This is a genomic window from Rubellimicrobium rubrum (genome assembly GCF_006152115.1).
Classification (GTDB): domain Bacteria; phylum Pseudomonadota; class Alphaproteobacteria; order Rhodobacterales; family Rhodobacteraceae; genus Rubellimicrobium; species Rubellimicrobium rubrum.
In genome coordinates, this window is sequence record NZ_VDFU01000002.1 from 165,702 (window position 1) to 189,124 (window position 23,423).

General features: G+C 70.3%; 19 protein-coding genes. 12 read left to right on the top strand and 7 right to left on the bottom strand.

Going from position 1 to position 23,423, the window contains the following annotated elements; all coding sequences use genetic code 11:
• Window positions 1-109 precede the first annotated feature (109 nt).
• The 4 genes from truA to FHG66_RS02425 all read left to right on the top strand — a co-directional run bounded on the left by truA (window position 110) and on the right by FHG66_RS02425 (window position 8,195).
• Window positions 110-895, top strand: a complete 786-nt coding sequence (gene truA, locus FHG66_RS02410; RefSeq protein WP_139075215.1) for a tRNA pseudouridine(38-40) synthase TruA — start codon at window positions 110-112, stop codon at window positions 893-895.
• A gap of 100 nt (window positions 896-995) precedes the next feature.
• Window positions 996-2,810 (top strand): autotransporter assembly complex protein TamA, encoded by a 1,815-nt coding sequence (locus tag FHG66_RS02415; protein WP_139075098.1) that lies wholly within the window; start codon window positions 996-998, stop codon window positions 2,808-2,810.
• Complete coding sequence (locus FHG66_RS02420) at window positions 2,807-7,660, top strand: translocation/assembly module TamB domain-containing protein (RefSeq protein ID WP_139075099.1); 4,854 nt, start codon at window positions 2,807-2,809, stop codon at window positions 7,658-7,660. The genes FHG66_RS02415 and FHG66_RS02420 overlap by 4 nt, the downstream gene beginning before the upstream one ends.
• A gap of 1 nt (window position 7,661) precedes the next feature.
• Complete coding sequence (locus FHG66_RS02425) at window positions 7,662-8,195, top strand: RNA 2'-phosphotransferase (protein ID WP_139075100.1); 534 nt, start codon at window positions 7,662-7,664, stop codon at window positions 8,193-8,195.
• 4 nt (window positions 8,196-8,199) lie between these two features.
• Here the strand turns inward: FHG66_RS02425 and FHG66_RS02430 are convergent, their stop codons facing one another.
• From FHG66_RS02430 to FHG66_RS02450, 5 genes are all read right to left on the bottom strand, one after another.
• A complete protein-coding gene (locus tag FHG66_RS02430) occupies window positions 8,200-9,210 on the bottom strand; it encodes an ABC transporter ATP-binding protein (protein WP_139075101.1) in 1,011 nt (336 codons plus the stop codon).
• Window positions 9,207-10,199, bottom strand: coding sequence for an oligopeptide/dipeptide ABC transporter ATP-binding protein (locus FHG66_RS02435; protein WP_139075102.1), 993 nt, complete (start codon window positions 10,197-10,199; stop codon window positions 9,207-9,209). The genes FHG66_RS02430 and FHG66_RS02435 overlap by 4 nt, the downstream gene beginning before the upstream one ends.
• 1 nt (window position 10,200) lies before the next feature.
• Window positions 10,201-11,121, bottom strand: coding sequence for an ABC transporter permease subunit (locus FHG66_RS02440; protein ID WP_139075103.1), 921 nt, complete (start codon window positions 11,119-11,121; stop codon window positions 10,201-10,203).
• 11 nt (window positions 11,122-11,132) lie between these two features.
• Window positions 11,133-12,056, bottom strand: a complete 924-nt coding sequence (gene oppB / locus FHG66_RS02445) for an oligopeptide ABC transporter permease OppB (RefSeq protein ID WP_139075104.1) — start codon at window positions 12,054-12,056, stop codon at window positions 11,133-11,135.
• A gap of 96 nt (window positions 12,057-12,152) precedes the next feature.
• Window positions 12,153-13,781 carry a peptide ABC transporter substrate-binding protein gene (locus FHG66_RS02450; protein ID WP_139075105.1) on the bottom strand — a complete coding sequence of 543 codons (1,629 nt, stop codon included), beginning with the start codon at window positions 13,779-13,781 and terminating at the stop codon, window positions 12,153-12,155.
• A gap of 227 nt (window positions 13,782-14,008) precedes the next feature.
• On the opposite strand from FHG66_RS02450, the gene FHG66_RS02455 reads away from it, so the two are divergent.
• The 8 genes from FHG66_RS02455 (at window position 14,009) to FHG66_RS02490 (ending at window position 21,775) form a co-directional block, all read left to right on the top strand.
• A complete protein-coding gene (locus FHG66_RS02455) occupies window positions 14,009-14,575 on the top strand; it encodes a hemerythrin domain-containing protein (RefSeq protein WP_139075106.1) in 567 nt (188 codons plus the stop codon).
• A 31-nt stretch (window positions 14,576-14,606) separates the two neighbouring features.
• Entirely contained in the window at window positions 14,607-15,485 is an 879-nt protein-coding gene (locus FHG66_RS02460) for a LysR family transcriptional regulator (RefSeq protein WP_139075107.1), read from the top strand.
• 87 nt (window positions 15,486-15,572) lie between these two features.
• Window positions 15,573-16,031 (top strand): NAD(P)H-dependent oxidoreductase subunit E, encoded by a 459-nt coding sequence (locus FHG66_RS02465; protein ID WP_139075108.1) that lies wholly within the window; start codon window positions 15,573-15,575, stop codon window positions 16,029-16,031.
• Entirely contained in the window at window positions 16,028-17,554 is a 1,527-nt protein-coding gene (locus FHG66_RS02470; protein WP_139075109.1) for a formate dehydrogenase beta subunit, read from the top strand. The genes FHG66_RS02465 and FHG66_RS02470 overlap by 4 nt, the downstream gene beginning before the upstream one ends.
• On the top strand, window positions 17,551-17,769 hold the full coding sequence (locus FHG66_RS02475) for a DUF4287 domain-containing protein (RefSeq protein ID WP_139075110.1): 219 nt from the start codon (window positions 17,551-17,553) through the stop codon (window positions 17,767-17,769). The genes FHG66_RS02470 and FHG66_RS02475 overlap by 4 nt, the downstream gene beginning before the upstream one ends.
• The gene (fdhF, locus tag FHG66_RS02480) at window positions 17,766-20,687 is read left to right on the top strand and encodes a formate dehydrogenase subunit alpha (RefSeq protein WP_139075111.1); all 2,922 of its coding nucleotides are present in this window, start codon (window positions 17,766-17,768) and stop codon (window positions 20,685-20,687) included. The genes FHG66_RS02475 and fdhF overlap by 4 nt, the downstream gene beginning before the upstream one ends.
• Window positions 20,688-20,721: 34 nt before the next feature.
• A complete protein-coding gene (gene fdhD / locus FHG66_RS02485) occupies window positions 20,722-21,561 on the top strand; it encodes a formate dehydrogenase accessory sulfurtransferase FdhD (RefSeq protein ID WP_139075216.1) in 840 nt (279 codons plus the stop codon).
• Complete coding sequence (locus tag FHG66_RS02490; RefSeq protein ID WP_342777472.1) at window positions 21,551-21,775, top strand: formate dehydrogenase subunit delta; 225 nt, start codon at window positions 21,551-21,553, stop codon at window positions 21,773-21,775. The genes fdhD and FHG66_RS02490 overlap by 11 nt, the downstream gene beginning before the upstream one ends.
• Here the strand turns inward: FHG66_RS02490 and FHG66_RS02495 are convergent.
• Entirely contained in the window at window positions 21,738-22,394 is a 657-nt protein-coding gene (locus FHG66_RS02495) for a phosphatase PAP2 family protein (RefSeq protein ID WP_176556093.1), read from the bottom strand. The genes FHG66_RS02490 and FHG66_RS02495 overlap by 38 nt on opposite strands.
• Before the next feature lie 87 nt (window positions 22,395-22,481).
• The gene (locus FHG66_RS02500; RefSeq protein WP_246082435.1) at window positions 22,482-23,192 is read right to left on the bottom strand and encodes a glycoside hydrolase family 25 protein; all 711 of its coding nucleotides are present in this window, start codon (window positions 23,190-23,192) and stop codon (window positions 22,482-22,484) included.
• Between the last annotated feature and the right edge of the window lie 231 nt (window positions 23,193-23,423).

A 23,423-nucleotide genomic window follows, 5' to 3' on the forward strand; every position in this document is an offset into this window, starting at 1 on the left:
TCGGGGCCGGGGGGGCAAGCGCGACGCAGCCAACCGGGGCCGACCGGGGTTGCGGTTTTCCCGGTCCCGCCGCTTGCCACGCGCCCGGGCCGCCGCTACGCCCCGCGCCATGCCCCGTTATGCGCTGAAGATCGAATACCTCGGCACGCCCTTTGCCGGATGGCAGCGGCAGGCCAGCCAGCCCTCGGTGCAGGGGGCGCTGGAGGCGGCGCTGGCCCGGCTGGGTCCGGGGCCGCACAACGTCGCGGCGGCGGGGCGGACGGATGCGGGGGTGCATGCCTGGGGGCAGGTGGCTCATTGCGACATGGCGCGGGAGTGGACGCCGTTCCGGCTGTCCGAGGCGCTGAACCATCACCTGCGGCCGCATCCCGTCGCGATCACCGCCTGCGCCCGAGTCGCGGACGACTGGCACGCCCGCTTTTCGGCCCGAGAGAGGGCGTATCTGTACCGCATCATCCATCGCCGGGCGCCCCTCGTGCTGTCGGCCCGGCGGGCCTGGCGGGTGGGCGGCGCCCTGGACGCGGAGGCGATGGCCGAGGGGGCGAGGCACCTGCTGGGGCGGCACGACTTCACGACCTTCCGGTCCACTTGGTGCCAGGCCGGGAGCCCGGTTCGCACCCTGGACGAGGTGACGGTCCGCCGCGCCGAAGGGCCGGAAGGCACGGAGATCCACGTCGCCGTCCGCGCCCGGAGCTTTCTGCACAACCAGGTCCGGTCGATCGTGGGAAGCCTGGAGCGGGTGGGCGCAGGGGCCTGGGCCCCGGAGCGGATGGCCGAGGCGCTGGCGGCGCGTGACCGCGCGGCCTGCGGTCCCGTGGCCCCGGCGGATGGGCTCTATTTCGCGCGGGTCGGCTACGACCCCGACCCGTTCGGTTCCCCTTCAACGGAAATGTGACGCCCGGACCCCGGCCGAGCCGTTGTGGCTTTCCCCGGGCGCGCCGCTACGCTTAACCTTTCAGAAGGGTGCATCCCGCGCCCGACTCCTGCGAGGTTCGATGCCCCGTCTTCCCGTTCTCGTCCTCGCCGCGCTGCTGCCCCTGGGGGCCCAGGCCCAGGAGACCACGCTGGCCCTGCCGCCCGGCACCGACGAGGATCTCCGCACTGTGCTGGAGAACGCCTCGCTCACGCTGTCGCTGGAGGCCGAGGGGCTGACGGCGGCGCAGGACTATGTGGCGGCAGCGCGGGCGGACTACCGGCGGCTCCTCGCGGGGCTGTATGCCGAAGGGTATTACGGCGGGGCCATCACCATCACCGTGGACGGGCAGGAAGCCTCGACCATCCAGCCTCTGGATGCGCCGGCGAGCATCGGGCAGGTGGTGCTGAACGTCACGCCGGGGCCGCGCTTCACCTTTGGGCAGGCGGTGGTCGCGCCGCTCGCGCCCGCGACGGAGCTGCTGCCGGAGTTCGCCCCCGGCGAGGTCGCGCGGTCCGAAACGGTGCGGGAGGCGGTGGAGGCCGCCGTCGCCGCCTGGCGGGCCGAGGGCAACGCCAAGGCGACCGTCGCCTCGGAGGAGGTGGTCGCGGTCCATCCTGCCCAGCGGCTCGACGTCACCGTGGGCATCGCGCCGGGGCCCGAGCTGACCTTTGGCGCCGTCACGGTCAGCGGCAACGAGGACGTCCGCACCCGGCGCATCCTGCGGATCGCGGGCATCCCCTCGGGCGAGGTCTTCGACCCCGAGGTGCTGGATCGCGCGGTCCAGCGGCTGCGGCGCACGGGGACGTTCGACAGCGTGGCGGTGGTCGAGTCCGAGGCCATCGGGCCGGGCAACACGCTGCCGCTGGCGCTTCAGGTCGTGGAGTCCCTGCCCCGCCGGATCGGCTTCGGGGCCGAGATCTCGTCCACCGACGGGGTGTCGGCCACGGCCTTCTGGCTGCACCGGAACCTTCTGGGCGGCGCGGAGCGGCTGCGGGTCGAGGCGGAGATTGCCGGGATCGAGAGCGGGGCCGTGGACACGCAGCGCGGCGGGCTCGACTATGCCCTGGGGGCGAGCTTTGCGCGGCCGGCAACCTTTGCGGCGGACAACGATCTGGTGGTCGATGCGCGGCTGAGCCAGGAGGACGAGGAGGAGTACTTCCTCCAGCAGTTCACCTTCGACTTCGGCATCACCCGTTATGTGGGCGACTACTTGACCGCGACGGCGGCAGTCGGCCTGCTGACCGCCCACGAGGAGACGGCGGTCGAGACGCGGGACTACACGCTCCTGACCCTGCCGCTGTCGGGGGTGCTGGACCGGCGGGACGACCCGCGCGACGCGAGGGCCGGCTATTACCTCGACCTGGAGGCCACGCCCTTCCTGTCGGTGGGGGGCGAGGCGGGGAACGGGGCGCGGCTTTACGCGGATGCGCGCTATTACCGGACGCTGGGCACGCGGGTGACGCTGGCCGCGCGGGGGCAGTTGGGCAGCGTGCTGGCCGCTGAGCGCGAGGAGGTGCCTCAGGACTACCTGTTCTTCTCGGGCGGGGGCGGCACGGTGCGAGGGCAGCCCTATCAGGATCTGGGCGTGGAGGTTCCCGACCCCGAGGAGCCCGGCGAGACGGTGACGCTGGGTGCAGCCTCCTTTGTCGGCGCGCAGCTCGAGGCGCGGGTGGGCTTTACTGAAAACATCGGCGGCGTGGCCTTCGCCGATTTCGGCGCGGTGGATGAAGGCGCCTTTCCCGGGGGCGACAGCGAGAGCCATGCCGGCGTGGGCCTGGGCGTGCGCTATGACACCTTTGTCGGGCCGATCCGGCTGGACGTGGCGACGCCGGCCTCGGGCGACGACGCCTTTGGCGCGGTGCAGCTTTACATCGGCATAGGTCAGTCGTTTTGAACCGCCTGTCGATCCTGGCGCTCTGCGCCCTGCCCCTATCCGCCATCGCCCTGTCGGCCGTGGTCCTTCCCGCGCTGGCGCAGACCGAGGCGGAGACCGAGCGCGACCGCGGCTTCCTGACCAGGCTGATCGAGGACAACCTGTCCTCGACGGCACGGCAGGTGGTCGTGGAAGGGTTCGAGGGCGCGCTGTCGTCGCGCGCGACGGTGGCGTCGATCACCATCGCGGATCAGGAGGGGGTGTGGCTGCGGGCCACGGACCTCGTGCTCGACTGGAACCGGTCGGCGCTGCTGGGCGGGCGGATCGAGATCGAGGAGCTGACGGCGGGAAGCATCGAGATCCTGCGCCCGCCGGTCCCCGACCCGCAGGCCCCCACCCCCGAGGCCACGCCCTTTGCCCTGCCCGAGCTGCCGGTGTCGGTGCGGATCGGGCAGCTTCGGACGGATCGCATCGTGCTGGGCGAACCACTGCTGGGCGAGGAACTGGTGCTGACCCTCGACGGGTCGGTGAATCTCGCCGGGGGCGAGGGGGCAGCGCAGATCGCGGCACGGATCATCGAAGGGAGCGCGGGGCAGCTTTCGCTCGATGCCTCCTATTCCAACGAGACGCGGGTCCTGGCCGTGAACCTGGGCCTGGAGGAGGAGGCCGAGGGGCTGGTGGCGCGGACGCTGGGGCTGCCGGGGCTGCCCTCGGTCGCGCTGAACGTCGAGGGCACCGCGCCCATCGACGATTATGCCGCGCAGATCCGGCTCGCCACCGACGGGGAGCCGCGCATCGCGGGGGACTTCGCCCTCAAGACCACGGCGACGGAGAACGGCGAGGTCACCTCGCGCGCTTTTGGCTTGGACGTGCGGGGCGACGTGACGCCGCTTCTGGCGCCCGAGGCAGGCGCGTTCTTCGGGCCGGACGTGGTGCTGCGGACCAAGGGCATCCGGCGGCAGGACGGGTCGCTGGTGTTGACCTCCCTGGGCATCCAGGCCGAGGCGCTGCGGCTGAACGGCCGGGCGCAGATCACGCCGCAGGGCTGGCCCGCGCGCATCGACCTGGAAGGGACCGTCGGCAACGAGGCGGGGACGCCCGTGCCGCTGCCCGGTGCGGGTGGCGTGACGGTGACGGGGGTCACGCTGGACGTGGGCTATGACCAGGCCCAGGGGGATGCCTGGACCGGCACCTTTGCCATCGAGAACCTTGAGCGCGAGGGGCTGGCGCTGGCCGGGCTGACGCTGGAGGGGGGCGGCACGATCCGCCCTGCGACCGAGGAGACTCCGGGCGCCTTCACGGCAGGGCTCGATTACGCCGCGACGGGGCTGGCCTTTGCCGATGCGGCGGTGAGCGAGGCGCTGGGCGCGGACCTGTCGGGCCGGATCGACCTGGATCGTCCCGCCGATGGGGGACCGCTGCGGATCGCGGGGCTGACGCTGACCGGGCCGGGGGTGGACGCCGAGCTGACGGGGACCGTGGCGACAAGCCCGGCGCTGCTGGCCGACACGGTGCTGGACCTGCGGGCCGGGGACCTGGGGCGCTTTGCGGAGCTGTCGGGGCTGGACCTGGGCGGATCGGCGGATGTGACGGTGGTGTCGCAGGTGCGCCCGCTGGACGGCATCTTTGACGCGACCATCGACGGGACGACGCAGGACCTTGCGCTCGGGATCGAGGTTCTCGACCCGCTGCTGGCCGGGACGGGGACCGTGGCGGTGGACGCCGCCCGCGACGAGGCCGGGCTGCGGGTGAGCGAACTGACGATCGACACGGACGCGCTGGACGTGACAGGGACCGCCGACATCACCAGCGGGGCGAGCGCGGCGCGGTTCGACCTCGCGCTGGCCGATCTGGGGCTGTCCTTTCCGGGTCTCACCGGTCCCGGCACCGTGCGGGGCACCTTTGACCGGCAGGCCAATGGCGCGGCGGTGATCGACGCGCAGGCCGCGCTGCCGGGTGCGACCGTCGCGCTGGACGCGACCCAGGGCGCGCAGACCCTGGGCGAGGACGGCGAGCCGGTGCCGGGGCCCTACACCTTCACCGCGCAGGCCGAGGTCGAGGAACTGGAGCCCTACCGGGCCGTGCTGGAGACCTTTGCGCCCGATCTGGGAATCGCGCCGTCGGGCGCGGCGTCGCTGGACCTGTCGGGGACGGCGGCGGCGGATGCCTCCACCTTCGACGTGACGGTGGGCGCGCGGACGCGGGACCTCGGGTTCGGGATCGAGGCGCTGGATGCGGCGCTGGCCGGGGAAGGGTCGCTGGCGGGCCGTGCGGTGCGGACGGGGCCGGAAAGCTTCCGGGTCGAAGGGCTGACCGTGGACACGGACCAGATCGACGGAACGGTGACCGCCGCCATCGACAACGGTGTGGGCACGGCGGAGTTGGACCTGGGCCTCGCCGATGTGGGCGAGGTGCTGGGCGGGCTGTCGGGGCCAGGGCGCGTGGCGGGCAACGCCGCGCGGGCTGAGGATGGGACGCTGGACCTTGACCTGACAGCGACGCTGCCCACGGGCACCGCGCGGATCGACGGGACCGTCGCCGCGCCCGAGGATGGCTATGCCTTCACCGGCGACGTGGCGGCCGACTTTTCGGACATCGCGCCGCTGGGGCCGCTGGTCGGGCGGGATCTGGGCGGGGCGGTGCAGGCCACCGCCTCGGGGACGGCGCGGCCGGACGGGTCGGTGCTGGACCTGACCTTTGACGCGACGACCCGGGACCTTCGGGTCGGGCTGCCGCAGATCGACCCGCTGCTCGCGGGGCCGGGCACCCATTCGGGACGGGTGGTGCGGAGCCCGGAGGCGGGCCTCACGCTCGATGTCGCTGTGGCTACGCCGCAGTTGGATGGCACGGTCGAGGGGGGCTTCACCGAAGGGGCGGGCGACGGGCGGTTCGACCTGACGGTCGCGGATGTGGGCGTGGTCGCGCCGGGGCTGTCCGGGCCGGCCCGCGCGGTGGGGACCGCCGCGCAGGGGGCGGACGGCACCATCGCCATCGACGCGGAGGCGACGGCGCCCGGCGCGCGGGCCGTGATCGACGCGAGCGTGGCCCCTCCCGATCAGGACTATGAGATCACCGGGACGGCGAACGTCTCGGTCGCGGATCTCGGGCCGTGGTCGCGGCTGGCGGGGCAGCCCCTGGGCGGGGGCCTTGATGCCCGGGTGGAGGGGAGCGCCCTGCCCTCCCTTGCGGAGTTCGACCTGACGGTGGATGCGACGACGCGGGACCTCGATGTGGGCGTGCCGGCGGTGGCGCAGCTTCTGGCGGGGACGGGCACGGTCGCGGGCCGGGCGGTGCGGGGCGCGGACGGCGCGATCCTCGTGGAACGGCTGGCGGCCGATTTCCCCAACATCGACGTCACCGGACAGGGCACGACCGAGGGGGGCGAAGCGCGCGTGACCTTTAACGCGCGGCTGGCCGACCTGGGGCTGTTCGTGCCGGAGTTTCCGGGGCCGGTCGCCGCGACGGGGACCGCCACGCTCGGGGCCGGGGGCACGACGGTGGACGCGGACGTGACCGGGCCGGGCGGGATCACCGCTGCCGTCGCGGGCACGGTGGGCGGGGAGGCGACGGACCTGCGGGCCACGGGTACCGCGCCCCTGGAGATCGCGAACGCCTTTCTCGACCCGCGCCGCTTGGAGGGACCGGCGAGCTTTGACCTCCGGCTCGCGGGGGCGCCGTCGCTGGACGCGCTGTCGGGGACCGTTTCGGTCCAAGGCGCGCAACTGGCGGACCCCGGACTGGGCGAGGCGCTGCGCAACATCACCGGGACGGCCACCATCGCGGGTGGGACGGCGACGCTGGCGCTGGCGGGCGACCTCGCCACCGGCGGACGGCTGGACGTGGCGGGTCCGGTCGGGCTCCAGCCGCCCTTCGAGGCCAATCTGGCGATCAACGGTACCGGCCTCGTGATCCGCGACCCGTCGCTTTACGAGGCGCGGGGGAACGGACGGCTGACGGTGACCGGCCCTCTGGCCGGGGGCGCGCTGATCGCAGGGGCTGTCGGGCTTGAGACGGTGGAGCTGCGGGTGCCCGCCACGGGCGTGGGCGCGCTGGGCGAGCCGCTGCCCGTGTTCCACATCGAGCCGTCGGTCCCCGTCCAGCGGACGCTGGCGCGCGCCGAGCTGGCGGTGGATGGCGCGGCGCAGGCGGCGGCGGACGACGCGGAGGGCGGGGGCGTGTCCTTCGGCCTCGATATCCTCCTGGATGCGCCGGCGCGGGTCTTCGTGCGCGGCCGGGGCCTTGATGCGGAGTTGGGGGGGCAGTTGCGGCTGACCGGGACCACGCGGCAGGTGATCCCCATCGGGCAGTTCTCGCTGCTGCGCGGGCGGCTGTCGATCCTGGGGCAGCGCTTCGATCTGACCGAAGGGTCGGCCACGATCCAGGGGGACTTCAACCCCTTCCTGCGGCTCGTGGCGGAAACCACCGCGCGCACCGGGACGCTCATCTCCATCACGCTCGAAGGACCGCTGGCCTCGCCGGAGGTGACGTTCTCCTCCTCGCCCGAGCTGCCGCAGGACGAGATCCTGGCGCAGCTCCTGTTCGGGGTGGACATCGCCTCGATCACGCCGTTCCAGGCGGTGCAGTTGGCCGCGGCGGTGTCCGAGCTGGCGGGCGGCGGAGGCGGCCTTGTCCAGGACCTGCGGGCGGGGGCTGGTCTCGCGGACCTTGACGTCACCACGACCGAGAGCGGCGGCTTCGGCCTGCGCCTGGGCCGCTACCTGAGCGAGAACGTCTACACGGACGTCACCGTCTCGCAGGACCAGACCGAGGCCACGATCAACCTCGACCTCACGCCAGACCTGACGGTGCGCGCGGGGGTGGGGACGACGGGGGAAACCTCTGTGGGGATCTACTTCGAGCGGGATTATTGAGGTGAGCAGGGACAGCCGGCTCCTGTCCCTGCTGCTTCGCCACCGGCCGGACAAGGCGGGGCTTGTGCTTGGTCCGGGCGGCTGGGTCGGGGTGGACGACCTTTTGGCCGGGATGGCGCGTCTGGGGCGCCCGCTCGACCGGGCAGCGCTGGAACGGATCGTGGCCCAGGACGAGAAAGGCCGCTTCACCCTGTCGCCCGACGGGAGCCGCATCAGGGCGGCGCAGGGACACTCGGCGGAGGTGGATCTTGGACTTCCGCCTGCCGAACCGCCCGCGATCCTGTTTCACGGGACCGCTGAGACGAGTCTGCCCGCGATCCTGTCTGAAGGCCTAATCCCCGGGCGGCGGCGTCACGTTCACCTGTCGCCGGACATCCCGACCGCTGCGAAGGTCGGACAACGCCATGGCCGCCCCGTGGTGCTTCGCGTGGGAGCCGGAGCCATGCACCAGGACGGCCTGCCCTTCTGGCAGGCCGACAATGGCGTCTGGCTCACCGAGCGGGTGCCGCCCCGCTATCTGGAACGGCTGCCCTGATCCCCTACTCCGCCGCCTGCACCATGGGGGTGGGTTCGTCCCAGTAGTGGCAGGTGGCGCGCTGGCCGGGGCCGACCTCGTAGGGCGGGGGCGGCTCGGCGGCGCAGCGGGGCTTGGCCTTGGGGCAGCGGGTGCGGAACACGCAGCCCGAGGGGGGCGACAGCGGCGAGGGAAGGTCGCCTTCCAGCACGGGCCGGGGGCGGGCCTTTTCCAGCGCGGGGTCGGGAATGGGGACTGAGGAGATCAGGAACTGCGTGTAGGGGTGGCGGGGCCGCTCCACGATCGCGCGGGCGGGCGCGGTCTCCATCAGGCGGCCCAGATACATGACCATCACGCGGTCCGAGATATGCCGCACCACCGACAGGTCGTGCGCGATGAAGATCATCGCGATGCCGAGGTCGCGCCGAAGCTCGCGCAGGAGATTCACCACCTGCGCCTGCACGGACACGTCGAGCGCCGACACCGGCTCGTCGCAGATGAGGAGCTTGGGGTTCAGGATCAGCGCGCGGGCGATGCCGATGCGCTGGCACTGCCCGCCCGAGAACTCGTGCGGGTAGCGGTTCACGAGGTTCGGCAGCAGGCCCACCCGCTCCATCAGCGCCTGCACGCGCTGGCGGACCTCGGCGCGCGGGGTCTTGGGAAAGTGGGTGGTCAGCGGCTCGGCGATGATGTCGCCCACGGTCATGCGGGGGTTCAGCGCGGCAAGCGGGTCCTGGAAGATCATCTGGATGTCGCGCCGCCGCGACCGGCGGGCGTCCGCACCAAGGGCCGAGAGGTCCTGCCCCTCGAACAGGATGCCGCCGGTGGACGGGACTGTGCCGATGATGGCGCGGGCCAGCGTGGACTTGCCCGAGCCGCTTTCGCCCACCACGCCCAGAACCTCTCCGGGCTGGAGGTCGAAGGAGATGCCGCCCACGGCCTGGAGCTTGCGCGCCGGCGTCCAGGGCCAGCCGCCCCGGACGGGAACGTCGAAGGTCACGCGGAGGTCATCGACCTGGAGGATGGGTGCGGTCATTGGGCGGCCTCGTGGCGGGCAAGGATCTCCTCCACGGGAACGTGGCAGGCGCGGCGGCGGCCGTCGGGCAGCGTGACGAGCGGGGGCCGGAGGGTCGCGTTCTCGGGCCGGGCAAAGGCGCAGCGGGGAAAGAACGGGCAGCCGGGCGGCAGGCGGGACATGTCGGGCGGTTCACCGGCGATGGTGAGCAGTTCCTCGTCCTCGCGGTCGATGCGGGGGACGGCGGACAGGAGGCCCAGGGTGTAGGGGTGCGTGGGCGTGGCAAAGATGGCGTCGGTGGTCCCTTCCTCCATGATCTGGCCACCGTACATCACGAGGGTTCGGTCGCTCGATCCGGCGACCACGCCCAGGTCGTGGGTGATGAGGATCATGGCGGTGCCCAGGTCGCGCTTGATGTCGGCCAGAAGCTTCATGATCTGCGCCTGCACGGTGACGTCGAGCGCGGTCGTGGGCTCGTCGGCGATCAGGAGCTTGGGACGGCAGAGGAGCGCCATGGCGATCATGATGCGCTGGCGCATGCCGCCCGAGAATTCGTGCGGGTACATGCCGATGCGCGCGCGGGCATCGGGGATGCGGACGGCGTCGAGCATCCGCGCCGCCTCGGCCACCGCCTGCCGCTTGGACTGGCCCTTGTGGAGCATCAGCACCTCGGCCATCTGGTCCGAGACGCGGATATACGGGTTCAGCGAGGTCATCGGATCCTGGAAGATCATGGCGATCTCCTCGGAGCGGACCTTGTTGAGCTCGCGCTGGGGCAGTTCCAGCAGGTTGCGGCCCCCGTAGCGGACGGTGCCGGTGGCGCGACCATTGCGGGCCAAAAGGCCCATGGCGGCGTAGGCGGTCTGCGACTTGCCCGAGCCGGATTCGCCCACGATGGCGAGGGTCTCGCCTTCGCGCAGGGCGAAGGACACGCCGTTGACGGCGTTCACCGCGCCGTCGCCGGTGGTGAAGGTCACGCGGAGGTCCTCGACCTCGAGAAGCGGTGCCATGTCAGCGGTCCTTGGGATCGATGGCGTCGCGCAGCCCGTCGCCCACGAAGAAGAAGGCGAACAGCATCACAACGAAGAAGAAGAGCGGGAAGCCGAGCTGCCACGGCACGCCGTTGCCGAGCTGCGAGGCCCCGCGCGAGATCAGCGCGCCCAGCGAGGTGTTGGGCTCCTGAACGCCCAGGCCGAGGAAGCTGATGAAGGATTCGTAGATGATCATCTCGGGGATCAGCAGCGTCGCATAGACGATCACCACGCCCAGGAGGTTGGGGACGATGTGGCGCAGGATGATCGTCAGGGGGCGCACGCCGGTGGCGACGGCGGCCTCCACGAATTCCTTGTTCTTGATGGACAGCGTCTGGCCCCGCGCGATCCGCGCCATGCTGAGCCAGGAGATCAGGCCGATGCCGATGAACAGCATGAGGAGCGACCGGCCGAACATCACAAGGAGGAGGATCAGCACGAACATGAAGGGGATGGACATCAGGACGTCCACGATCCGCATCATGGCGTTGTCGGTGCGCCCCCCGACATAGCCCGATGTCGCGCCATAAAGCGTGCCCACCACGACCGCGACGAGCGACCCCACGAGGCCGATGAGCAGCGACAGCCGCGTCCCCTGCACCGTCCGGGCGTAGAGGTCGCGCCCTTCCTGGTCGGTGCCGAAGTAATGGCCCGTCTCGAAGGACGGAACGCCCTGGGTCGCGTTGACGCCGATCAGGGTGAAATCCACCGTTTCCCCGTCGAAGGGGCTGAGGAACTGGCCGAAGAAGGCGAACAGCGCGATCAGCACCAGGGCGATCAGCGACACCGTCGCGGCCTTGTTGCGGAAGAAGCGCCGCCGCGCGTCGGTCCAGAGCGAGCGGCCCTTGTCGGGCCGGGCCGGGGCCTGGAGGGCGTCGGCGGTGGGGTCGTGGAACGCCATGGGAGCCCTCCTCAGTAGCGGATCTTCGGGTCGATCCAGGCGTAAAGGATATCGACCACGAGGTTGAACAGGATGGTCAGCACGCCCACCAGGATCGTCACGCCCATGATCACCGAATAATCCCGGTTCAGCGCGGAGTTGACGAAGTACTGGCCGATGCCGCCGGTGGAGAAGAACACGTCGATCACCACGGAGCCGGTGATCATCGCCACGAAGGCCGGCCCGAGATAGCTCAGCACCGGGAGCATCGCGGGCTTGAGGGCGTGGCGCAGGATGATCCGGCGCATGGGCAGGCCCTTGGCGCGGGCGGTGCGGATGAAGTTGGAGTTCATCACCTCGAGCATGGAGGACCGGGTGATCCGCGCGATGGCGGCCAGGTAGGTGGTGGCCAGCGCGATCACCGGCAGGATGATGTACTGCCACTGCCCGCCGTTCCAGCCACCGCCGGGCAGCCACCCGAGCCAGAGCGTGAAGACCAGCACCAGGATCGGGGCCAGCACGAAGTTCGGCAGCACCGAGGCGCCGATGGCCGAGCCGGTGGCGAGGTAGTCCACCCAGGTGTTGTGCCGGATCGCCGCCAGCACGCCCAGGGCCACGCCCAGCACCACCGCGATCAGGAAGGCCCAGAACCCGTAGGTGAGCGTCACCGGAAAGCCCTGCGCGATCAGCTCCGTGACGCTGTAGTCACGCAGCCTGAACGACGGCCCGAAGTCGAAGTGAAGAACGATGTTCTTCACGTAGGTGAAGATCTGGACCAGGTAGGGCTGGTCGAGCCCGTAGCGCGCCTCGATGTTGGCCATGACCTCGGGCGGGAGGGGCCGTTCGCTGTTGAAGGGGCCTCCGGGCGCTGCGAACATCATGACGAAGGAGATGACGATCAGGATCAGGATCGTCGGAATGGCCACCAGCAGGCGGCGAAGGATGAAGCTGAGCATGGGAGGAGTCCTCGGCACCCGGGGCGCAACGTGCGGGAAACGCCGCTGGGTCCGCCGCCCTAAAGGACGACGGACCCTTGGGCCATCAGGCGGCGATCACTCCTGCGCGACCCGGTACAGGTCCTTGGCGTACCAGTTCTCCTGGGCGTTCTCGTAGGGGTAGCCCTTGATCGTCTCGTCGAGGAGGAAATCCTCGGCGTAGAAGTAGATGGGCAGGATCGGCAGGTCGCGCGCCAGCATCTCCTCGGCTTGCTGGTAGATCGGCTGCGGGTCCTCGGCGGTGCGCGACTGCTCCATGAGCGCGTCGTATTCGGGGTTCTCGTAGCGCGGGTCGTTGGATTCGTTGTCGCTGGTCAGGAGGTCGAGGAAGGACGACGCCTCGTTGTAGTCGGCGCACCAGGCGGCGCGGGCGATCTCGAAGTTGCCGTCACGCCGGGTGTCGAGGAAGGTCTGCCATTCCTGGTTGGCGAGGGTCGTCTCGATCCCCAGGGTCTGCTTCCACATCTGGCCGATGGCCACGGCAAGCTGCTGGTGCGCCTGGTCGGTGTTGAAGATGATCTCGAAGGTCAGCGGCTCGCCGCCCTCGCCGTAGCCCGCCTCGGCCAGGAGTTCCTGCGCGCGGGTGTTGCGCTCTTCCTGGGTCATGGTGGCGATGGGAAGCTCGGGCACCTCGAAGCCGGCGGTCGCCCAATGGGTCAGCGTGTAGGCCGGACGCTGGCCCGCGCCCAGGATGCTGTTGACGATCACGTCGCGGTCGATGGCGAGGTTCAGCGCCTCGCGCACGCGCACGTCGAGAAGCGCCGGGTTCGCGTCCTCGCGCACGTTCACGGCATAATAGTAGGAGCAGAGGTTGGGGATCGTGTGGACCTGCTCGGGGTATTCCTCGCTCAGGCGCGGGAACTGCCCGATCGGCACGTCGGTCTGGTCGAGCTCGTCCGCCTCCCAGCGGGTCAGGGCTTGGCTTTCGTCATTGATGACGAGCGCGGTTACCGTTTCGATGACCGTGTTGGCGTTGTCCCAGTAGTTCGGGTTGCGGGTCATCACGATCCGCTCCTGCGGAACCCGCTCGCTCAGGACATAGGCGCCGTTGCTGACCATGTTGCCGGGCTGGGTCCAGGCGTCGCCCAGCTCCTCCACGATGCGCTGGGGCACCGGGAAGGTGGTGGTATGCGTGACCATCTGCGGGAAGTAGGGGATGGGCGCGGACAGCGTGACCTCGAGCGTGTGGTCGTCCACGGCGCGCACGCCGAGCTGGTCGGGCGGGACCTCGCCGGACACGACCTGCGAGGCGTTCGCGACCTTCATCAGGTCGATGTACCAGCTGTAGGGCGAGGCGGTGGCGGGATCGGCCGCGCGGCGCCACGCAAAGACGAAGTCGTTCGCGGTGAGCGGATCGCCGTTCGACCACTTCGCCTCGGGACGCAGGGTGAAGGTGTAGGTCAGGCCGTCCTCGCTGACCGTGTAGTCGGCCGCCGCGCCGGGGATCACGTTGCCCTGGGGGTCCTGGCTCATCAGCCCTTCGAAGAGCTGGCGGGCGATGTGCGACCCTTCCACATCCTCGATCAGGCCGGGGTCGATGGACGGGAATTCGTCCAGCACCCGGTAGGTGAAGGTCTGGTTGTCGGCCAGCGTCTCGCCGGGCTGGGGGGTGGCGGCCTGAGCGATGCTCCCTGCGGCCAGCATGGCCAGAAGCGAGGCCGCTCCGAGGGTGGTTCGGACGGTCATGTGGATTCTCCCTGGTACCGTGGCGAGGGCCTTTGGCCTCTCGCGGGTTTGAACCTGTTTGCGCCCGATCCTCCCGGACCGGGGCAGAACTGCCGAAAGCTTTGGAGTCTTGGCGGACGGTGGCAAGAGAAAACCCCGCCAACCCCGGTTATGACCCTACGACACGAAATCCGCGCAGGTTCCCGGTCCCGCTGGTCCCCGCGCCGCGACCGCCCTAGAACGCCGGCATGGATCATCCGCTCGAAACCCGCACCGGCCTGCCCGACGCGCTTCGCGTCCTCCTGGAGGACTTTCCCCGCGACCGCTGGGAGCGTGATCCCAACTTTGCCGGGCTGGTGGAGATGTGGCTGGGCCGGCACCTGCTGTTCCGGCGCCTGATGGACACCATGCGGACCGACACGGAGGCGCTGCTGGACGGCCGCATGGACCCGCGCGCCTGGGGCGGGCGGGCGTCCCGGCTGGGCAGCCATTTCGTGGGCGACCTTCATGGCCACCACACGATCGAGGACCAGCATTACTTTCCCCTGCTGGTGACGCGCGACGCCCGGCTGGAGCGAGGGTTCGGCATCCTCGACCGCGACCACCATGCGCTGGACGGTCATCTGGAGGCCTTCGTGGCCGAGGCGAACGCGGCCTTGCAGGCGCTGGACGGCCCCGACCACCGGACCGAGGCGGGGCGGTTCCGCTCGGGGCTGATCCGGCTCGGGCGCTTTCTCGACCGGCATCTGACCGACGAAGAGGAGCTGATCGTGCCGGTGATCCTGCGGGACGGCCCCGACGCCGTTGGTGGCTGACGCGGCGCCTGTGGCGCGCTAGGCTGCGCGGATGATCGATAAGCTCGAGATGTTCATCGCGCTCGCGCAGGCCCGGCACTTTGGCCGCGCCGCCGAAGCCGTGGGGGTGGCGCAGCCCACGCTGTCGGCCGCGATCCGGCAGCTCGAGGAGCAGCTCGGCGCGGTGCTGGTGCTGCGCGGCTCGCGCTTTGCCGGGCTCACGCCCGAGGGGGAGCGGGTGCTGGGCTGGGCACGCCGCATCGTGTCCGACGCCCGCGCGATGCGCGAGGAGGTGCGGGTGGGCCGCGCGGGCCTGTCGGGGACGATGCGCCTGGGGGTGATCCCGACCGCGCTGGCCGCCGCCTCGCGGCTGACCGCCGCCTTTGCCGCGACCCATCCCGAGGTGCAGATCACGATCCTGTCGGCCACCTCCATCGCGATCCTCGAGGATCTGGACAGCCTGCGGGTCGATGCCGGGATCAGCTACCTGGACAACGAGCCGCTGGGGACCAAGGCCACCCTGCCCCTTTACGAGGAGCGCTACGCCCTGGTGATGCGCGAGGATCACGTGCTGGCCGGGCGCGGCTCGGTCGGCTGGGGGGAGCTGGGAGAGGTGGCGCTGTGCCTGCTGACGCCGGACATGCAGAACCGGCGGATCGTGTCGGGCCTGCTGGCCGAGGCCGGGGTGTCCGTCGCGCCGCGGATCGAGACCAACTCGACCATCGTGCTGATCGGGCATGTGCTGACCGGGGGCTGGGCCACGATCCTGCCCCTGGGGGCCGCCGAGATCTTTCTGGAGCATGGACCCCTGCGGGCCGCGCCGCTGACCGACCCCGACGCGCATCACCGCGTGGGCCTGATCGCACCCGCCCGCGAGCCGCAGATGCCCTTGGTGGCCGCCCTGCTGGCCGAGGCGAAGCGGACCTCCTGATAGGATTCAACTATCGACCAACGAAAGGTCGATCTTGATTCCGGATGAAAATGCGGCAAGACGGGCGGCAGCCAATCGGGAGCCCCCATGCTCGACACAGCCGACTTCTCTTCGCGCCTGCAGGAAATCATCGCCGCTCACCTGCCCATGGAAGGGCCGCTGCTGCCCATCCTGCATGCCGTGCAGGCCGAGTGGGGGCATATCCCCGAGCCTGCGGTCCCCGTCATCGCCAACGCGCTGAACCTGGGCCGGGCCGAGGTGCATGGGGTCGTGACCTTCTATCACGATTTCCGCGCGGTGCAGGCCGGGGCGACGGTCATCAAGGTCTGCGCCGCCGAGGCGTGCCAGGCCCAGGGCGGGCGCGATCTCGTGCAGGCGACGCTGCGGGCCTTTGGGCTCAAGGATTTTGGGACCACGCTGGACGGCCGCGTGACGGTCGAGCCGATCTACTGCCTGGGCCTGTGCGCCTGCGGGCCGGCGGCCATCGTGGGCGAGCGGCTGGTGGGCCGGGCCTCGGTCGAACGCATTCAGGAGGCCGCGCAATGAAGGTCTATGTGCCCCGCGACGCCGCCGCCCGGTCCCTGGGATCGGATCAGGTGGCTCATGCGGTGATCCTGGAAGCCTCGCGCCGCGGCGTGTCGGTCGATCTGGTGCGGAACGGGTCGCGCGGCATGGTGTGGCTGGAGCCCATGGTCGAGATCGAGACCGCCGAGGGGCGCACCGCGTTCGGGCCGATGACGCCCGCCGACGTGCCCGCGCTGTTCGACGCACCCGCCAAGCATCCCAAGGCGCTGGGGCCGGTGGACCAGATCCCGTGGTTCGCGCGTCAGACCCGCCTGACCTTTGCCCGCGTGGGCCTGATCGACCCACTGTCGCTGGCCGACTACGAGGCGCATGGCGGCCTGTCGGGCCTGCGCCGCGCGCTGGAAATGGACGGCGACGCCCAGATCGACGAGATGAAGCTGTCGGGCCTCCGGGGCCGGGGCGGGGCGGGCTTTCCCACCGGCATCAAGTGGGACACCGTGCGGCTGGCCCATGCGGACCAGAAGTATATCGTCTGCAACGCCGACGAAGGCGACTCGGGCACCTTTGCCGACCGGATGCTGATGGAGGGCGACCCTTTCACCCTGATCGAGGGCATGGCCATCGCGGGCGTCACCGTGGGGGCGACCAAGGGCTACGTCTACATCCGCTCGGAGTACCCGGACGCGATCTTCCAGATGACCGAGGCGATCCGCATCGCCCGGCTGAACAAGCTGCTGGGCCCGATGCTGCTGGGCACCGGCCCCGCCTTCGACATGGAGGTGCGCGTCGGCGCCGGGGCCTATGTCTGCGGGGAGGAGACGTCGCTTCTCAATTCTCTGGAAGGCAAGCGCGGGACTGTGCGCGCCAAGCCCCCCCTGCCCGCGCTGCATGGGCTGTTCGGCAAGCCCACGGTGGTCAACAACGTGATCTCGCTCGCCACCGTGCCGTGGATCTTTGCCAATGGCGCGCAGGCCTACAAGGACTTCGGGCTGGGCCGGTCGCGCGGGACGATCCCGCTGCAGATCGCCGGGAACGTGAAGCGCGGCGGGCTGTTCGAGACGGCCTTCGGCATGTCCCTGGGCGAGATCGTCGAGGAGGTCGGCGGCGGCACCGCGTCGGGCCGCCCCGTCAAGGCGGTGCAGGTCGGCGGCCCCCTGGGCGCCTACTTCCCGGCCTCCAAGTTTGCGACTCCGTTCGGGTATGAGGAGTTCGACGGTCAGGGCGGGCTCATCGGCCATGCCGGGGTCGTGGTCTTCGACGACGGCGTGGACATGCTCCAGCAGGCCCGCTTTGCCATGGAGTTCTGCGCCGTCGAATCCTGCGGCAAGTGTACCCCCTGCCGCATCGGCGCGGTCCGGGGCGTGGAGACCATCGACCGCATCGCCCAGGGGGACGCCGCGGCAATGCCGCTGCTGGTCGATCTGTGCGACACGATGCGGGACGGATCGCTTTGCGCCCTTGGCGGGTTCACCCCTTACCCGGTGATGTCGGCACTGACCCACTTCCCCGACGACTTCGCCCGCATGAAGGAGGCTGCCGAATGACCGACACGGTGAAAGGCCCCGCCTCCTACTTCCCCTCCATCGAGGCGAAGTACGGCCATCCCGTCGCCCACTGGCTGGACCTGATCGAGGGCCAGACGGACAAGCCCCACATGCAGATCGTGACCTGGCTCAAGACCGAGCACGGGCTTGGCCACGGCCATGCCAACGCTCTTGTCGCCCATGCCCTCGCCGCCCGGAAGGAATCCGCGTCATGAAGGACTTCATCATCCCCGGCCTGGACGGCGCGCCCGCCTTTTCGGACCGCGACTTCGGCACGCCCGAGCGGCATTCCCACAGGACGGTCACGCTGACCATCGACGGCTTCGAGGTGTCGGTGCCCGAGGGCACGTCGATCATGCGGGCGTCGAACACGCTCGGCATCGCCATCCCCAAGCTTTGCGCCACCGACAACATGGAGGCCTGGGGCTCGTGCCGGCTCTGTGCCGTTGAGGTCGAGGGGCGGCGCGGCACGCCCGCCTCCTGCACCACGCCGGTCACGCCGGGCATGGTCGTCCACACCCAGACCGCAAAGCTGGAAAAGCTGCGGCGCGGGGTGATGGAGCTGTACATCTCGGACCACCCGCTCGACTGCCTGACCTGCGCGGCCAACGGCGATTGCGAGTTGCAGGACATGGCCGGCGCCGTGGGCCTGCGCGACGTGCGCTACGAGGCGCCCGTGGGCGGCGGGATGGAGAACCACTTCCTGCGCCGCGACGCGACGGGCGCGCCGAACCCGGAATGGCTGCCCAAGGACGATTCCAACCCGTATTTCACCTATGACCCGGCCAAGTGCATCGTCTGCTCGCGTTGCGTCCGCGCCTGCGAGGAGGTGCAGGGCACATTCGCGCTGACGATCGAAGGGCGGGGCTTCGATTCTCGCGTCTCGGCGGGGATGTCGGGCGACACCTTCCTGTCGTCGGACTGCGTGTCCTGCGGCGCCTGCGTGCAGGCCTGCCCGACCGCGACCCTGCAGGAAAAGTCGGTCATCGCCATCGGCACCCCCGACCGCAAGGTGATCACGACCTGCGCCTATTGCGGCGTGGGCTGCTCCTTCGAGGCGGAGATGCGGGGCGACACGGTGGTCCGCATGACCCCCTGGAAGCACGGCAAGGCCAACCGGGGCCATAGCTGCGTCAAGGGCCGCTTCGCTTGGGGCTACGCCACCCACAAGGACCGCATCCTGGAGCCGATGATCCGCGAAAGCATCACCGACCCCTGGGAGGTCGTGAGCTGGGACGAGGCGATCACCTTTGCCGCGACCAGGATGCGCGACATCCAGGCCCGCCACGGCGTGAAGGCCATCGGCGGCATCACCTCCTCGCGCTGCACCAACGAGGAAACCTACCTCGTCCAGAAGATGATCCGCGCGGTGTTCGGCAACAACAACACCGACACCTGCGCCCGCGTCTGCCATTCACCCACCGGCTATGGCCTGGGCCGGGCCTTCGGGACCTCGGCGGGGACGCAGGACTTCGACTCGGTCGAGCATACGGACGTCGTGATCGTCATCGGGGCCAATCCGACGGACGGGCACCCGGTCTTTGCGAGCCGCCTCAAGAAGCGGCTGCGCGAGGGCGCGAAGCTCATCGTCATCGACCCGCGCCGGACCGACCTCGTGCGGTCGCCGCATGTGGAGGCCGCGCATCACCTGCCGCTGCGGCCGGGCACCAACGTCGCGGTCGTGACCGCGCTGGCTCATGTGATCGTGACCCAGGGGCTTTACGACGAAGCCTTCATCCGCGAGCGCTGCGACTGGGACGAGTTCCAGCACTACGCCGAGTTCGTGGCCCAGGACCGTCACTCGCCCGAGGCCATCGCCATGCTGACCGGCGTGGACCCCAACGAGCTGCGCGCCGCCGCGCGTCTGTTCGCCCGGGGCGGCAACGGGGCGATCTACTACGGGCTGGGCGTGACCGAGCACAGCCAGGGCTCGACCACCGTCATGGGCATTGCCAACCTTGCCATGCTGACGGGGAACCTCGGGCGGCCGGGCGTGGGCGTGAACCCGCTGCGCGGGCAGAACAACGTCCAGGGCGCCTGCGACATGGGAAGCTTCCCGCACGAGTTGCCGGGCTACCGCCATGTCAGCCAGGATTCAACCCGCGAGGTGTTCGAGAAGCTTTGGGGCGCGGTGCTGGACCGTGAACCGGGCCTGCGGATCCCCAACATGCTGGACGCCGCCGTCGAGGGGACGTTCAAGGGGCTGTACGTGCAAGGCGAGGACATCCTCCAGTCCGACCCGGACACCAAGCATGTCTCGGCGGGTCTGGCCGCGATGGAATGCGTGATCGTGCAGGACCTGTTCCTGAACGAAACGGCGAACTACGCCCATGTCTTCCTGCCGGGCAGCACGTTCCTTGAAAAGGACGGCACCTTCACCAACGCCGAGCGGCGCATCAACCGCGTCCGCCGGGTGATGATGCCCAAGAACGGCTATGCCGACTGGGAGGTGACGCAGCTTCTGGCCAATGCCATGGGCGCGGGCTGGACCTACACGCATCCCAGCCAGGTCATGGACGAGATCGCGGCCACCACGCCGACCTTTGCCGGCGTCTCCTACGAGTTCCTGGAAGAGCGCGGCTCGGTCCAGTGGCCCTGCAACGAGCTGCACCCCGAAGGCACGCCGATCATGCATGTGGACGGCTTCATGCGGGGCCGGGGACGGTTCATCGTCACCGAATACGTGGCCACGGACGAACGGACCGGCCCGCGCTTTCCGCTGCTGCTGACCACCGGGCGCATCCTGTCGCAGTACAACGTCGGCGCGCAGACCCGGCGGACGGATAACGTCGTCTGGCACGACCAGGACGTGCTGGAGATCCACCCCCACGATGCCGAGGTCCGGGGCGTCAAGGAGGGCGACTGGGTCCGGCTCGCCTCGCGGGCGGGGGAGACGTCGTTGCGGGCGCTCATCACCGACCGCGTATCACCTGGGGTTGTATATACCACCTTCCACCATCCCGATACGCAGGCTAACGTCATCACCACGGACTTTTCGGATTGGGCGACGAATTGCCCCGAATACAAGGTGACGGCCGTGCAGGTGGCTTTGACGAACGGACCTTCGGAATGGCAGGTGGATTACGCCGGACAGGCGGAGCAGTCCCGGCGGATCCTGCCGGCTGCCGAGTAGGAGGGTGCCCGTGGTCCCGGGCGTGATCTCGGGCATGATCCCGGCCTCGGCCCCCACGGCGCGGGTGCGCGCCGTGACGCCGGATGGGCTGCAGGCCTCGCGCACCCTGCCCGAGGAGACGCCGATCGCGCTGGTCTACAACGGCGGGACGCAGGCCGTGATGATGGCGACGCCCGCCGACATCGTGGACTTTGCCCTGGGCTTCACCCTGTCCGAAGGGATCGCCCCGCATTACGACCTGCCCGATGTGGAGGTGATGGCCCACGACACCCCGTCAGGACCCGGCATCGAGGCCCGCATGTGGCTGCCGCCCGAGGCCGAGCGGGCGCTCCGGTCACGCCGCCGCGCCAGCGTGGGACCGGTGGGCTGCGGCCTGTGCGGGATCGATTCGCTGGCCCAGGCCTTGCGGCCCCTGCCCGTTTTGCCCGAAGCCTATGCGGGCCTAACTACCGCCGACGTGAAGTTCGCCCTGGGCGAGCTGCGCGACTGGCAGCCGCTCCATGACGAGACGCGGGCTGTCCATGCTGCCGGGTTCTGGCAGCCGGGGAACGGCATCCTCATCGCCCGCGAGGATGTGGGCCGGCACAATGCGCTCGACAAGCTGATCGGGGCTTTGGCGCGGGCCCGCATCGACCCGGCGATGGGGGCCATCGCGCTGACCTCTCGGCTGTCGGTCGAGATGATCCAGAAGACGGTCATGGCAGGCTGCCCGACGCTGATCGCCGTGTCCGCGCCCACCGCGCGGGCCGTACGGATCGCGGACGAGGCAAACCTGACCATTGCATCCACCTCACGCGGGGAGGTGCAGGTCTTCACCCATCCCCGCCGCATCGTCACCCGCCGCCGCAGGGAGGGGCCCCGCTTTGTCCGCTGACGTCCAGAAGCTTGTCCGGATGGCGAACCAGATCGCCACCTTCTTTGCCACCCAGCCCGGCGACACCCAGGCCGCCGAGGTGGCGGGCCATCTCAAGGCCTTTTGGGAGCCGCGGATGCTGACCGCGCTTTATGGCCATGTGGAGGCGGGGGGCGAGGGTCTCTCGCCGCTGGTGCTCAGGGCCGTGGAACGGCTTCGGCAACCCGCCGCCTGACGTCGCGGAGCGGCTCGATCCGGTCGAGGGCGTGCAGGGTCACGTCCAGCGCCGGCGCGACCTGCGGCCAGAGACGATCCACCGCGGCCTCGGCCGCCACGCCGATCAGCGCGCCCGCCGCAATGTCCGATGGATAATGCGCGCAGCGCGGAATCTGGATGGCAGCGATAGACGCAGCTGCGCCATAGCACGGCATTGCCGCGCCGGGATAGACCCTCGCCATCGCGCGGGCCGCAGAGACGGCGTCGGCGGTATGCCCCGAGGGGAAGGAGCTGAATGGGCCGTCCGTCGATCCCATCAGGCCCGTCTCATAGCGCCCTTCGTCGGCCAGCACATGCGGCCGGGTGCGGACCACGGTTCTCTTGATGGCGGTTTTGATGGCGGTCGCCAGGGCCACGGAGGCCAGGAGACGCGCCCCAGCCTCGGCCACGCGCCGGTCGCCGGACAGGAGACCCCCGGCCAGCGTGACCGCGCCCAGCGCGAGCATGGGGGGCTGGTCGGCGACCTCGCTCAGATGGCCAAGGGCCTGGGTGACGGGGTGATGCCGGATCTCGGCCGCCTCGTGGGCGACGGCGATGTCGGCGTCTTCGACGGTCTCGATGATGCTTTGAACTGACATGCCTCCCGAACGCATCACGGGTCGGGAAGGTTGCGGCGGTCCTGACGGGAGCGGCGGCCCGAGGGCGCGACCGGGTGACGCGCCCGGTCAGAGGCTGCGGGCGGCGACCCAAGCGGCCCAGGCCTCGGGCGAGCCGGCAAAGGCGTTGAGGTCTACCGGGCCGTTGATGCCGGGCACGAGGCCTGTGCCGGAATACTGCCAGAAGGACCAGGCCGCACCGGGATAGGCCTCCTCGGGGTGGCGGGTCACGGCGCGGAGCCAGACCTCCTCGCCCTGGAGGAGCCACATCTGGTTCTCGGTCCAGAAGTCGGGGGTGATGTAGATGATCGGGCGCTGGCCGTAGTGGCTGTGCAGGATGTCGAGGAAGGTCTTAGCCTGGGCGCGCACCGTCGCGGGTTCGGGCCGGTGGCGGCACGAGGGGGACTGGGCGTTCCACTCCATGTCCAGCACGGGCGGCAGCGCGCCGCGTTCACGGGGCACGTTGGCGATGAACCAGTTGGCCTGAATCTCGGGCGAGGTGCAGAAGTAGTAGAAATGGTAGGCCCCGCGCGGCACGCCCGCAGCGGCGGCCCCGCGCCAGTGCCCCTCGAAGCCGGGGTCGCTGCGGTCGCCGCCTTCGGTCGCCTTGATGAAGGCGAAGCTCACGCCATTGGCGCGGGCGGTGGGCCAGTCGATGGTGCCCTGCCAGCGCGACACGTCGATGCCGTGGACCGAATGGGTGGTGGGCGTTCGGCCGGGCCAGGACACCGGCTTGGCGTCGCCGAAGATCGGGGCCGCGACGCGGGCGGGTGCGGACATCCGGGGCGCCAGGGCAGCGGACTGGCTGGTGGCGCTGTGGATCTGGGGACCGCGCAGGACCGTGGCATAGGAGCCACGCGACGCCATGTGCGTCCCGCCCCCGCCGCAAGCGGTCAAAAGGGCCAGCGCCATAAGCGCCGATGCCTTGGCCAAGCCAGTCGTGATCCTTGCCATTCCGCGCCCCCTGCCCCGAGGCGCCGGCCTTTCGACTCGACCGGCGTTGATCGTGGC

What these genes read in the sequence shown, in the direction of transcription:
- fdhD (WP_139075216.1), top strand. Translation starts at nt 20,722, where the DNA reads ATGATCCCGGCCTCGGCCCCCACGGCGCGGGTGCGCGCCGTGACGCCG.
- FHG66_RS02495 (WP_176556093.1), bottom strand. Translation starts at nt 22,394, where the DNA reads ATGTCAGTTCAAAGCATCATCGAGACCGTCGAAGACGCCGACATCGCC.
- FHG66_RS02455 (WP_139075106.1), top strand. Translation starts at nt 14,009, where the DNA reads ATGGATCATCCGCTCGAAACCCGCACCGGCCTGCCCGACGCGCTTCGC.
- FHG66_RS02465 (WP_139075108.1), top strand. Translation starts at nt 15,573, where the DNA reads ATGCTCGACACAGCCGACTTCTCTTCGCGCCTGCAGGAAATCATCGCC.
- FHG66_RS02475 (WP_139075110.1), top strand. Translation starts at nt 17,551, where the DNA reads ATGACCGACACGGTGAAAGGCCCCGCCTCCTACTTCCCCTCCATCGAG.
- FHG66_RS02415 (WP_139075098.1), top strand. Translation starts at nt 996, where the DNA reads ATGCCCCGTCTTCCCGTTCTCGTCCTCGCCGCGCTGCTGCCCCTGGGG.
- FHG66_RS02435 (WP_139075102.1), bottom strand. Translation starts at nt 10,199, where the DNA reads ATGGCACCGCTTCTCGAGGTCGAGGACCTCCGCGTGACCTTCACCACC.
- FHG66_RS02460 (WP_139075107.1), top strand. Translation starts at nt 14,607, where the DNA reads ATGATCGATAAGCTCGAGATGTTCATCGCGCTCGCGCAGGCCCGGCAC.
- FHG66_RS02470 (WP_139075109.1), top strand. Translation starts at nt 16,028, where the DNA reads ATGAAGGTCTATGTGCCCCGCGACGCCGCCGCCCGGTCCCTGGGATCG.
- fdhF (WP_139075111.1), top strand. Translation starts at nt 17,766, where the DNA reads ATGAAGGACTTCATCATCCCCGGCCTGGACGGCGCGCCCGCCTTTTCG.
- oppB (WP_139075104.1), bottom strand. Translation starts at nt 12,056, where the DNA reads ATGCTCAGCTTCATCCTTCGCCGCCTGCTGGTGGCCATTCCGACGATC.
- FHG66_RS02430 (WP_139075101.1), bottom strand. Translation starts at nt 9,210, where the DNA reads ATGACCGCACCCATCCTCCAGGTCGATGACCTCCGCGTGACCTTCGAC.
- FHG66_RS02500 (WP_246082435.1), bottom strand. Translation starts at nt 23,192, where the DNA reads ATGTCCGCACCCGCCCGCGTCGCGGCCCCGATCTTCGGCGACGCCAAG.
- truA (WP_139075215.1), top strand. Translation starts at nt 110, where the DNA reads ATGCCCCGTTATGCGCTGAAGATCGAATACCTCGGCACGCCCTTTGCC.
- FHG66_RS02440 (WP_139075103.1), bottom strand. Translation starts at nt 11,121, where the DNA reads ATGGCGTTCCACGACCCCACCGCCGACGCCCTCCAGGCCCCGGCCCGG.
- FHG66_RS02450 (WP_139075105.1), bottom strand. Translation starts at nt 13,781, where the DNA reads ATGACCGTCCGAACCACCCTCGGAGCGGCCTCGCTTCTGGCCATGCTG.